The 10,485-nt window shown below is 54.8% G+C and carries 11 protein-coding genes and 1 pseudogene; all 12 read right to left on the reverse strand.

The features are described from left to right. Positions 1 to 6: 6 nt before the first annotated feature. Positions 7 to 780: a PP2C family serine/threonine-protein phosphatase gene (locus tag IMX17_RS02945; RefSeq protein WP_033643559.1), complete on the reverse strand. Its 774-nt coding sequence runs from the start codon at positions 778 to 780 to the stop codon at positions 7 to 9. Further along, positions 780 to 2,507, reverse strand: coding sequence for a type VI secretion system-associated FHA domain protein TagH (tagH, locus tag IMX17_RS02950; RefSeq protein WP_182264254.1), 1,728 nt, complete (start codon positions 2,505 to 2,507; stop codon positions 780 to 782). Before tagH ends, IMX17_RS02945 begins: the two co-directional genes overlap by 1 nt. A gap of 529 nt (positions 2,508 to 3,036) precedes the next feature. After that, positions 3,037 to 3,798, reverse strand: a complete 762-nt coding sequence (locus tag IMX17_RS02955) for a DUF4225 domain-containing protein (RefSeq protein WP_182264255.1) — start codon at positions 3,796 to 3,798, stop codon at positions 3,037 to 3,039. A gap of 61 nt (positions 3,799 to 3,859) precedes the next feature. Beyond that, positions 3,860 to 4,213, reverse strand: a complete 354-nt coding sequence (locus IMX17_RS02960; RefSeq protein WP_046896722.1) for a T6SS amidase immunity protein Tai4 family protein — start codon at positions 4,211 to 4,213, stop codon at positions 3,860 to 3,862. A gap of 12 nt (positions 4,214 to 4,225) precedes the next feature. Next, positions 4,226 to 4,684 carry a T6SS amidase immunity protein Tai4 family protein gene (locus tag IMX17_RS02965; RefSeq protein WP_031299756.1) on the reverse strand — a complete coding sequence of 153 codons (459 nt, stop codon included), beginning with the start codon at positions 4,682 to 4,684 and terminating at the stop codon, positions 4,226 to 4,228. Positions 4,685 to 4,843: 159 nt separating this feature from the next. After that, on the reverse strand, positions 4,844 to 5,203 hold the full coding sequence (locus IMX17_RS02970; protein ID WP_033643555.1) for a T6SS amidase immunity protein Tai4 family protein: 360 nt from the start codon (positions 5,201 to 5,203) through the stop codon (positions 4,844 to 4,846). After that, positions 5,200 to 5,686, reverse strand: a pseudogene (locus IMX17_RS02975) (type VI secretion system amidase effector protein Tae4). The gene IMX17_RS02970 and the pseudogene IMX17_RS02975 overlap by 4 nt, the downstream one beginning before the upstream one ends. A 58-nt stretch (positions 5,687 to 5,744) precedes the next feature. Next, positions 5,745 to 6,227 carry a type VI secretion system tube protein Hcp gene (locus IMX17_RS02980; RefSeq protein ID WP_004934962.1) on the reverse strand — a complete coding sequence of 161 codons (483 nt, stop codon included), beginning with the start codon at positions 6,225 to 6,227 and terminating at the stop codon, positions 5,745 to 5,747. Positions 6,228 to 6,531: 304 nt separating this feature from the next. Further along, positions 6,532 to 8,037, reverse strand: a complete 1,506-nt coding sequence (gene tssC, locus IMX17_RS02985) for a type VI secretion system contractile sheath large subunit (RefSeq protein ID WP_004934958.1) — start codon at positions 8,035 to 8,037, stop codon at positions 6,532 to 6,534. Between the two features lie 3 nt (positions 8,038 to 8,040). Continuing rightward, complete coding sequence (tssB, locus tag IMX17_RS02990) at positions 8,041 to 8,577, reverse strand: type VI secretion system contractile sheath small subunit (protein WP_046896570.1); 537 nt, start codon at positions 8,575 to 8,577, stop codon at positions 8,041 to 8,043. Positions 8,578 to 8,699: 122 nt separating this feature from the next. Next, on the reverse strand, positions 8,700 to 9,731 hold the full coding sequence (gene tssA / locus IMX17_RS02995) for a type VI secretion system protein TssA (RefSeq protein WP_033643554.1): 1,032 nt from the start codon (positions 9,729 to 9,731) through the stop codon (positions 8,700 to 8,702). 23 nt (positions 9,732 to 9,754) lie between these two features. Then, complete coding sequence (gene tagF, locus IMX17_RS03000) at positions 9,755 to 10,474, reverse strand: type VI secretion system-associated protein TagF (RefSeq protein ID WP_046896571.1); 720 nt, start codon at positions 10,472 to 10,474, stop codon at positions 9,755 to 9,757. Positions 10,475 to 10,485: the final 11 nt, after the last annotated feature.

Consider the following 10,485-nt stretch of genomic DNA (forward strand, 5'->3'; position numbering starts at 1 on the left):
GCCGACTCAGTCGCGGATGAGAAACCGTTCCGCATCCGCCAGCGAATGCAGCAGGGTGGTTTCCTGCGGTGAGCCAATCCAGACGGCGATAGCGCTGTAGTTATCGCTGTTATTGTTTTTCTTCCATGCCTGCTGCATCAGGGCGATCCACTCGCTGGGGGAGTTGACCATGTGCAGCGACTGTTCCAGTTCGGCCTGGCTGAAGCTGTGCCAGAAGCCGTCGGTGCACAGCAGGAAAACGTCGCCGTCTTCCAACTGCAGCACGTCGCTGTAGGTGGCGTCGCGCTCTTCGTTGAGCCCCAGCGCGAAATACAGCAGGTTGCTGTTGATGCCGTTGGTCTGATAGCCGGCGTCCTGCATCTGTTGGATCAGGCTGTGGTCGGTGGTGACGGCATGCAGGTAGCCGCGGCGGAACAGGTACAGGCGGCTGTCGCCGGCGTGCGCCCAATAGGCCAGCTGGTAATCGCGATCGATAAACAGACTGACCAGCGTGGTGCCCATCTTGCTGTATTCGTCCGACTGCCGCTGCTGCTGGTGGATGGCGGCATTGGCGCGCGTAATGTGCTGACGAATGCTCTGGGCGTTCAGGTGCTTTTCGCCGTCGAAGTTTTGCAAAATGGTGTCGCGCGCCAGTTTGGCGGCGATATCGCCGCCCGGAAAACCGGCGATGCCGTCGCACACCACGAAGCAGGCGGCGCGGTTGCCGAGCACCTCGCCGGTCTGATCCTGGTTGGAGGCGCGGCCGCCCTGATTGGAGGTAGAGGCTATGGTGATATTCATTACGCGTCCGGTTTGGTCTGTGAGTCTTTGTATTGATTCACTTCAACGTCATAGGCGTGCAGGAAGGCTTCGCCGAACAGGGTGTGGAAATCGTCCTCGATCTCGCCGGAGGTTTGCTGATAGTTCTTCACAAAGTAGTCCCACAGCGCGGCCTTGCGGTTGGCGGGCAGCGACAGACGCGGCGCCACGCCTTCCTTGCGCGCTTCCTCTTCGAGGCGCTCCGGGTTGAAGGATTGCAGCATGGCGGCGATGATGGCGCGAATGCCGGCGATCATCCCCAGTTGGTGCGCCTGTAGGTCTATCAGCGCGTCGCGCACCGCCTGCTCCGGCGGCATAAAGCCCGGCATCTGGCTGCCGAACATCTGCATCAGCACCGTTTTGCCCGAAGGCAGCAGCTTGAACGGGTTGTTGGCCTCGTCGAGGATCATGGTCATCTCCGCCTTCACGCCGCGCTTGAGGATCGAGCGGGATGAAAGCAGGGCGACGGTGCCCTGCGAGAACAGGCTCAGCAGGCGGCCGGCCTGGCGGATCTGTTGTTCGTCGAAATGCGGCTGCGGCTGCAGATCGTCGAGACCGATGCCTTGCAACAGCGCCGTCAGCAGCGGCCCCTCCAAGGTGTCGCCATTCGGCGCGGCGGCGTGCTGCCGCTGGGCAGACTGGTAGGCGACCGGATCGATGCCCAGGCGGTTGCCCTGGCGCGGACGCGGAGGTTGCGCAGGCGGTTCCTGCTGGCTGAACTGCGGCGCGGGTTGGGGTTGCGGCTCGGGTCTCTGCTCGGGCGGCGGCGTCGGTTGAGGGCGCGGCGCTTGCGGTTGCGCGGCGATCGGCGCCGGTGGTGGGGACGGCGGTTGTGGCGATTCTTCCGGCTGAGCCAGCGGCACGGCGCCGCCCATCAACAGCCCCAGCGGATCGTTGCTGTTCAGCGTCTCTGGCGAAGCGGGCGCGGATGAGCCGCCGAACAGCGCCAGCGGATCCAGCTCTTGTTCCGGTTGCTGCGCATTCTGGACGGCGGGGGCCGGGCGCGGCGGCGCAGCCTGCTCCGCCAGCAGCGCGCTGGGGGTGGTATCGGCCAGGATATGCTCACGCTCAAAAGTGGAGTCGGTGTTGAATAAGGCGGCCGGATCGGTTTGCTGTTGCTGCAATTGGCGCAGATCGACATCGCCCGCCAGCTGCGCCAGCGGATCGGCCGGGTTCAGCTCGCGAGCGGGGGTATCCAGCAGCGGATGATTGTCCGGATTGGCGATCGGCGGCGGTGTGACGGCGGCCGGCGCGTTCGGCGTAAATTCTTCCACCAGGCTGTCCCAGATTTCGTTGGGGATCGGCGCGGCGGATTTTTCTTTGGCGGCGGCTGCAGGGGCCGCAGCAGCGGCAACGGCCTTGGCCACCGGTTGAGCCTGCGGCGCGGCGTGCTGTTGCAGCGCGCTGACTTCAATCTGGTAATCGTCGATGCCGAGCACGTCGCCATCCTGCAGTTCAACCTGGCGGCCTCGTTCCAGCGGAATATCGTTAAGCAGCACGCGGGTGACGTTGCCGCGATTGGTGATGCGGCATTCGCCGTCAGAGGAAATGTGCACGATAGCCTGCAGGCGGGAAATGGCGCGCTCTTCGTCCGGCAGCACCAGGTTGTTGTCCACGCTGCGGCCGATGGTGCCGCCCGGCGGCAGAAAATCGCAACTGCTCTGCGGCGGAACCTGGCCGCTTTTATTTTTTACAATGGAAAATCGCATAAGGCATTCCTGCTGATTAGATCTTATGGCCAGACAGTGGAACTAGATAACTGGATGAGTTTGACTTAATTTCTTTCCTAAGAGAGATCTTTGAATGTGAGTGACTAATTTTTGGGGTTAACGCATTATATGATCGAAAACTTCAATGTAATAACGTGAGGCTGTATATGTCAGGTGATGTCTTTGCTATTATTTGCATTATTCTTAGTCTTTCTTTTGTAATAGAGGTTAGTTGGTAATTGAGACAGGTAAGTAAGGGCGAATATAATACTGGCGTACCACACCTCATCATAGTCTTGAAATTTTATATTGAGAATTGGATCTAGTATCTCAGAACCATAGTTAAATACTAAACCTTGGATGATGCTTGCAAATAAATTTACTATGGTAGCCATTACAAAAAGGGAATAGGATTTTTTATTGTTGGTTTTTTGTTTTAGGTGATAAAGCCCGACAAATACTAAGACTGACAGGAAAAAGTATAAAAACACAAATGAGTAAGAGTAGGTGGAAAGCGTGACGTCATCGATCACTGTTTTGTTTCCTCATCGATTAATTTGTAAATCCCATAGCCAGTTATGGCATTGGAAAAAACCTCTGCGCCTAATGGAAACGTGCCAAGCTTTTTCCATCCAATAATATAATCGCTATTTATGTGTTTAAACAACCGCCAAGAGTCAGGTCTTAATGACTTGCTAAATATACCGTACCCGGATAGTGAGATGTCAACGGAACTATAAACGATGTCAGCTTCATTTTTATTATAACCTAGATAGTTAGCCGCGTAGTGGTATGCCTCTCTTATACTGCCAATCTTATCTTTTCTGAAAAGTAAATAATAGCCACTTTCGTAAACATTATTTGCTCCTTGAGCCATTAACGGTACGCCAACGCCCCCGCAGGCCATGCCTGCAGAAAGTGCACAGGTTCCGATTCCGGCAAATATCTGAGAGCCGCCGCTGACAAAACCAACTTGTTTCATCACCAGGTTTGAAAATCTTTCTCTTTTTTCTTTTTTTATTGCGACAAAGAGCTTGGCTTTACCTGTATTAATGTTGAATTCTTGTTGTTTGAGGTTGTTGATTTCCTCTTCAATTATACTGATTGCTCCAGAGTAGGATGTGCAGTGTATACTGATATCCCTTTGTGCAAACTGAATAAGTTGGTCTATTTCCAGTGAGAAATTAGCTCTTGATTCGTTGGTGTATAGATACTGTCGTGAAAACGTTCTTGATAGTTTTTTGAGTTCATCGACAGATCTATCCAGATCTGCTTTTGTTTTGTATTGCATCAGGATTCCTTTCCTATTTTCTAAACTAACATTTATTATATGTAAGGATGCGTATTTATTATCAGTTGTCGTCTTTCCCTTGGTACTTCTTGATGATGGCTTGTAACGCTTGGCTATGTACAAGATCGATGTACTTGGCCATCGTCATCGGCTCCCCAGACATGCTGTCATAGGGCTTTGCCAGAAATTCTTTTGCCAGCGCCCTGACGGCGGTATGCGCCTCCAGAGAATAATCGCCGAACTCCATGTAACCCCGAGCGGCGGCGGCGGCATCGTTTTTGACTTCTTTGGCTGAGTACCCCTCGGCGATACAAACGCTAAGCGCGTAGTTTTTGAGGTACTCGGCAGGGGAATAGTCAATTTCTGTCGCTGCATTGACGTTCAACGTTGCGGCGATGGCCACAGTCAGTGAGATTTTTTTCACTGATTATTTCCGAGGAGGATTTTCATTTACTCTGTCCGGATTGTCTTTCACCCAATTATCATTAGGGCGCTGTACATAATCTTTCGCAAGTTTATCAAGCTCTTCACTATGGTACATATCCATGCACTTCATTAAGTCTAAGCGGCTTTTCCCATCCTTAGCATTGTAATTCTTTTGCAAATACTGCTTTGTCAGCTTGATGATAGGGGATTCTTCATCACGAATTGCATAGTATGACCAAGCATCGATACCATTCGATGAGGCAATTGCATCTTTGCTAGCCTCTGGTGATGTCTTATAAGCGACGGAAATGCAGTAGGTTAGAGCAATATCCTTGTAGTTTTGCAAATAGCTTCTGTATGCCGCTTGCGGCGGCCAATTTTCAATCGACTCTTCTTGATTTTTCTGCGCTATAGCACAAGTGGCATATAGACAAAAAAAGGAGATAAGGATTTTTTTCATCTCAACACTCCAAAATCCGTATGGTTTGTGCAGAGTAATACATAACCAGCGCATGAGTATCTCAATGCTTGATGGCGAATACCCAGTAAAAATAATTAATAAAACTCTAATTTTCTTAAGTTGATGGTTTTATAAAATTGCAACTTACAATATTAATTATTAATTAGAGTAACGTTCGAAGATGGCTTTAGCCTCACTGGAACTCTGCAGCGAAAGACAATCTAAAGTATGATAACTTCCTTTAACTGAGCCTTGACTATTTTTATTTGCGTACTGTTCAGCCAGTTTTTCGCCTTGTTCGAATGCATCCATGGGGAGTTTACTGAATTCTAAATAGGCGGAAGCGGAACGGAAGGCATCTTGCTTGGTTTTTTCTGAGTCAGTAGATTTCCCAATACAGCGGCTAATCAGCCAATTTTCATAAATTTCGCTTTGAGGTAAGTTTTCTATTTTTATATCTTCCGCCAGCAACATAGGAGAAACGAGAAGAAGAGCAAGGGCGATGTGGGTAGTCTTCATTTTAATATCCAAAGTGATGCGACTTCAGGAACAAAAGATCCATTCTCAGGATCCCCCATGAAATGACAAGAGTCAGAGCAAATGTCACCGTTCCATAATGTGACATGTCCTCTGGCATTTCGCCAGCCATTTCCTTGTATAACCATTATCCCTTTTTTACCTGAGAATTTAGCTGGGGTAGGGGATTTCACCGTGATATCAGGCTTGCCGAAGTTCTTTTCTAAAAAGAGAATCATATCGTTAACACGATAAAGATACCATTTTTTTATCTTTACCAGACACAGTCGCATAACCGGAGTTAGAGGGAATTGGTATGCCTGTATAGTTGAGTACATAACTCATTCGTATAGGACAAGCATTTTCAAAAATACCGTTTTCAATATTGCTTTCTACTTTTCCACCAATCAATGCACCCACTTTTTTTACATTGATATTGACTTCAGAAAAACGAATCCATGCGGGTCCAAATAGAGGTTTTTTCATCCTGACTCTCCATTGTATCCATGTTATGAACCCCCGGCCGTAGCCGGGGGCAGACAAATTAAGCTTCGCGGTTTTCCTTGATGTTCCAACCTGCGCTGCTTTCGGCGCCTTTGCCGCCTTTATCGCTCTGCTCCCAGTACTGCTGTTTCACTTTCGCCGCCTGGAAGGAGTAGGTGACGCCCACGGTGTCTTCGCCGCCTGCACCGGTGTACTGCACGGCGGTGACCAGCACGTCTTCCAGGGTGATTTTTGCGTATTCAACCTGGGTGCCGCCCGCCTTGCAAACCGACAGCTCAATCTTGGTCAGGTGTTTGCCGCTTGAGCAGTGTTTCAGCAAGGCCGGGGTTGACTTGTCGATCAGCGCGTTGACGTGCAGATCGTTGAAGCACACTTTGCCGGCGCCACCGCCGCCGCCAACGCCCATATTGCCTGGTTGAGAGGCGCCCCAGGAGAAAGAAGTAATGTCGGTCCAGCCTTTGTGATTCGAATCTTTGGATTCGCCGCTGGCACCTTCAACTTTCAGGAACATATCAATAGCCATAGTTTCTTCACTCTTTATTAAGGGTTAACAGTAGTATTAACGTTACGTTGAAAAACTCAGGTAATAGCAGCAGGAATTGCAAGTGTGGTAATGCATTACCAATTTATATCCTTGTGCCATGCACCTTCTTAAATACCGAAAACTATCGGTACGGGTTACCGAGCCACTATTAAGTGCTAATGGCTCAATGCTTAATTATTTCGCGTTATCTTGGTTCCACATGCGATCCGGGTTTTCTGCGATAGGCTGACGATGAGGTTAATACATCAGCCAGGCCGCGCGATCGCGGCCTGACTTCAGTCCATCAGGACGCGTCGTTTTGTTTCAGCGAAGGCAGCTTCGACACCAGGCGCAGGGAGACGGTCAGGCCTTCCAGCTGGTAGTGCGGGCGCAGGAAGAACTTGGCGCTGTAGTAGCCCGGGTTGTCTTCGATCTCTTCCACCTGCACTTCCGCCGCGGCCAGCGGTTTGCGCGACTTGGTTTCCTGCGATGAGTTGGCCGGATCGCCGTCCACGTAGTTCATGATCCAGTCGTTCAGCCAGCGCTCCATGTCGTCGCGCTCGCGGAAGGAGCCAATTTTGTCGCGCACGATGCACTTCAGATAGTGCGCGAAGCGGCAGCAGGCGAACAGGTATGGCAGGCGCGCGGAAAGCTGGGCGTTGGCGGAGGCGTCGGCGTCGTAGTATTCCGCCGGCTTCTGCAGCGACTGCGCGCCGATAAAGGCGGCGAAGTCGGAGTTTTTGCGGTGCACCAGCGGCATAAAGCCGTTTTTGGCCAGCTCGGCTTCGCGACGATCGCTGATGGCGATCTCGGTCGGGCATTTCATGTCCACGCCGCCGTCGTCGCTCGGGAAGGTATGGCACGGCAGGTTCTCCACCGCGCCGCCGGATTCCACCCCGCGAATGGCGGTGCACCAACCGAACTCTTTGAACGAACGGTTGATGTTGGCGGCCATGGCGTAGGCGGCGTTGGTCCAGGTGTAGTTGCCGTGGGTCGCGCCGTCGGTATCTTCTTCGAAGTCAAACTCGTCCACCGGATTGGTGCGGATGCCATACGGCAGGCGCGCCAGGAAGCGCGGCATCACCAGGCCCAGGTAGCGCGCATCTTCCGATTCGCGCAGGCTGCGCCAGGCGGCGTATTCGGTGTTCTGGAAAATCTTGGTCAGATCGCGCGGGTTGGAGAGCTCCTGCCAGGACTCCATCTGCATCACGCTTGGCGCGGTGCCGGCGATGAACGGGCAGTGCGAGGCGGCGCCGATCTTGGCCATTTCGCCCAGCAGCTCCACGTCCTGCGGGCTGTGATCGAAGTAGTAGTCGCCCACCAGGCAGCCGAACGGCTCGCCGCCGAACTGGCCATACTCTTCTTCGTAGATTTTCTTGAAGATCGGGCTCTGATCCCAGCCCACGCCTTTATAACGCTTCAGCGTGCGGCCCAGCTCCTGCTTGGAAATGCTCATGAAACGGATCTTCAGCATCTCGTCGGTTTCAGAGTTGTTGACCAGGTAGTGCAGGCCGTGCCACGCGCCTTCCAGCTTCTGGAAATCGTCGTGGTGAATGATCTGGTTGATCTGCTGCGACAGCTTTTCGTCGATTTCCGCGATCAGCGCCTGGATGGTGCGGTAGGCGTCGGAAGAGACGGTGACGGTATTTTCCAGCGCCTGCTGCGCCAGAGTTTTCACCGCGTTCTCGACCGCTTCTTTGGCCTGATCGGTCTTCGGCCGGAACTCTTTGTTCAACAGCGCGCTGAACTCATCGCTGGAAAAAGTCTCGGTGGTTTGCAACGCATTCTGTTGCTGAGGCGAGTTGCTCATCGATTAATCCTCACGCTCGTTGTTGTCATCGTTAACCGCCGGCTTCGGCGCGTCGGTCAGGGATTTCAGCAGCGCGGGGTTTTGCAGGATCTTGGAGATCAGCTCCTCGGCGCCGTTTTTACCGTCCATGTAGGACAGCAGGTTGGAAAGCTGGGTGCGGGCGTCCAGCAGATTGTCCAGCGCGTCGACCTTGCGGGCGATAGCGGCGGGGGAGAAGTCTTCCATGCTTTCGAAGGTCAGATCGATGTTCAGCTTGCCTTCGCCGGTCAGGGTATTGTCAACCTGATAAGCGACGCGCGGTTTCAGCGATTTCATGCGCTCGTCGAAGTTGTCGACGTCGATTTCCATGAACTTGCGCTCCTCCACGCTGGCTTGCGGATCGACTGTTTTCCCCACCAGATCCGCCATCACGCCCATCACGAACGGCAGCTGGATTTTGCGCTCTGCGCCATAAATTTCGACATCGTATTCAATCTGTACGCGCGGCGCGCGGTTGCGGGCGATGAATTTCTGCCCGCTGCGGGATTTCGAGTTTGACATGATTTACTCCATCTAATGGCGATTGGGAACGCGCCTCGTCCGGCTGGGAGAGTCAGGTTCTGATTCGGGTCTGCGCAGGGGCAGACGGTATCGGGTGTCGTCAAGAGAACAAAAGTCGGCGGCTAGCTGTTCTCCTCGTTGTCGGGGCGACCGAGAATGGTCTCCAGTTGGTTAAGCCCATCGGGCGCCAAATCGCGGACGATTTGCATAAAGTCCAGCGTAATCAGTCGCTGTACTCGATCGATCATCAGTGGCGCCGGGTGGCTTGGCTCATGAAGACGAAAATAGTTTTTCACCTTGTCCAGCATCAGCTGGGCGTCGTCGCGCGACTGGATCTGCGCGCTGCGCCAGTTGAGTGGGGCAGAGGCGCTCTGCACGGCGGCCGGTGGTTGCTCAGCGGCGGTTTCCTGTGTGGCGTCCGCTTCGGTGGCGGCCGGGGCCTCGCTCTGGCCGGCAAGCGCCACCAGCGAAAAGACCTTGGTCAGCGCGCTCATTTCCGGCAGCGCGCTTTCACCCAGATGGCGGGTGACTTCGCTGCGTATGGCGGCCAGGGTGTTGGCGATGTGCATCACCAGCGCGCCTTCGGGGCGATCCTGTTGCGCCAGCTCATCCTGCAGCCGTGCGCGGCCGCCGGGAAAGTTGGGGCACTCTTGCTTGCTGCCGTCGAGCAGGGCGCCGGCATCGCGCAGCGAGATTTCACCGGCGGCGCTTTTCAGCAGCGGCGCGGCGCGCACGCTGGCGGCCAGCGCGGCCTTGTCGCCAAGGTCGGCCAGCGCGTTGATGCGAAACAGCGGGTCGGCCTCGCCGTCGAACTCCAGCGGCGGCTGCAGGGCGTCCCAGTAGCGGAGTATCGCCTGGTGGATCAGCGTCAGCCCGTCGGCATAGCCCGGCAATCCGCGCAGCTGGGTCCAGGCGCGGGTGAGATACAGCATGACGCGCAGGTCTTTGGTGCGCGCCAGCAGCGAGCTTGCGAGACGCTCGACCTGCACCCAATCCGGCGCTTCTTCCGGAATGATGGTGCTGCCGAATTGCTGTTCGGCTTTGCCGGTGGCGGCGCGCGCCATGGCCAGAAAGTCGGCGTCGTATTCCAGGTTGTCGCCGCAGGGCGTATCCGCGTCAACCGGGGCCAGCAGGGTATCGGTGTCGATAGCCATAAGATTTCCTTCAACGAGCGATGTTAATCAAACATTTGCGGGTACTGGCCGCCGCGGCCGGGGCGCGCCCAGCCGTTGGGTTCGAACAGCAATGAAAACAGCTGCACGGTGAGGTTGCCGCTGTGCACGTGGGTATAGAGCGGGTGCCCATCGGCCTGATTGGTCCACCAAAAGCTGGTGTACTGCGCCGGATCGAAACAGTCGGCGGCCTGCTGCCAGCCGAGGCCAGGTACGCCCGGATGCTGGAAACCGATAATCGACAATATCTCGGAGTCCGCTTCCGCCGGCGGGCTGGGCAGCGCCGGGATCGCCTGCAGCGTGCGGTCGATCTGTTCGGCGGAGAAGCCGTTGCGCACGCCGTTCAGCAGGGTATGGCCGAGCTGTTGGTACCAGCTCGCCGCCATGTTCAGCTGTTGCGGGCGCCAATCCTGTTGGCTGAACAGGCGCAGCGCGCAGATGGGGTAACGCCGCCCGACGCGGTCGCGCGCCGGCAACAGGCAGCCCATCTGCACGTACTGGCTGCCGAGCGTGGCGGGGATCACGAAGTTCCACACCGGCGCGTTGCTGAACGGGTGATCGTTTGGCCCCTGCGCGTCGCGCTGCAAATTCACCAGCCCGTTATGGAACCAGTGGGCCCAGTTGTTGACCACCGGGTCAGGCAAACGGCGTTGCAGGAAATCACCGGCGGAAGGAAGTTTGCCGTACCAGCCGATGCTCGTCGGGGCGCTTGAATCAGTGCTCATGGTCATGTCCT

The organism is Serratia sp. X3, assembly GCF_014982455.1.
Classification (GTDB): domain Bacteria; phylum Pseudomonadota; class Gammaproteobacteria; order Enterobacterales; family Enterobacteriaceae; genus Serratia; species Serratia ureilytica.

Bases quoted from the DNA above. Each gene is read 5' to 3' on its own strand.
- IMX17_RS02945 (WP_033643559.1), bottom strand. From the start codon at position 780: ATGAATATCACCATAGCCTCTACCTCCAATCAGGGCGGCCGCGCCTCC.
- tagH (WP_182264254.1), bottom strand. From the start codon at position 2,507: ATGCGATTTTCCATTGTAAAAAATAAAAGCGGCCAGGTTCCGCCGCAG.
- IMX17_RS02955 (WP_182264255.1), bottom strand. From the start codon at position 3,798: ATGCAATACAAAACAAAAGCAGATCTGGATAGATCTGTCGATGAACTC.
- IMX17_RS02965 (WP_031299756.1), bottom strand. From the start codon at position 4,684: ATGAAAAAAATCCTTATCTCCTTTTTTTGTCTATATGCCACTTGTGCT.
- IMX17_RS02970 (WP_033643555.1), bottom strand. From the start codon at position 5,203: ATGAAGACTACCCACATCGCCCTTGCTCTTCTTCTCGTTTCTCCTATG.
- IMX17_RS02980 (WP_004934962.1), bottom strand. From the start codon at position 6,227: ATGGCTATTGATATGTTCCTGAAAGTTGAAGGTGCCAGCGGCGAATCC.
- tssC (WP_004934958.1), bottom strand. From the start codon at position 8,037: ATGAGCAACTCGCCTCAGCAACAGAATGCGTTGCAAACCACCGAGACT.
- tssB (WP_046896570.1), bottom strand. From the start codon at position 8,577: ATGTCAAACTCGAAATCCCGCAGCGGGCAGAAATTCATCGCCCGCAAC.
- tssA (WP_033643554.1), bottom strand. From the start codon at position 9,731: ATGGCTATCGACACCGATACCCTGCTGGCCCCGGTTGACGCGGATACG.
- tagF (WP_046896571.1), bottom strand. From the start codon at position 10,474: ATGAGCACTGATTCAAGCGCCCCGACGAGCATCGGCTGGTACGGCAAA.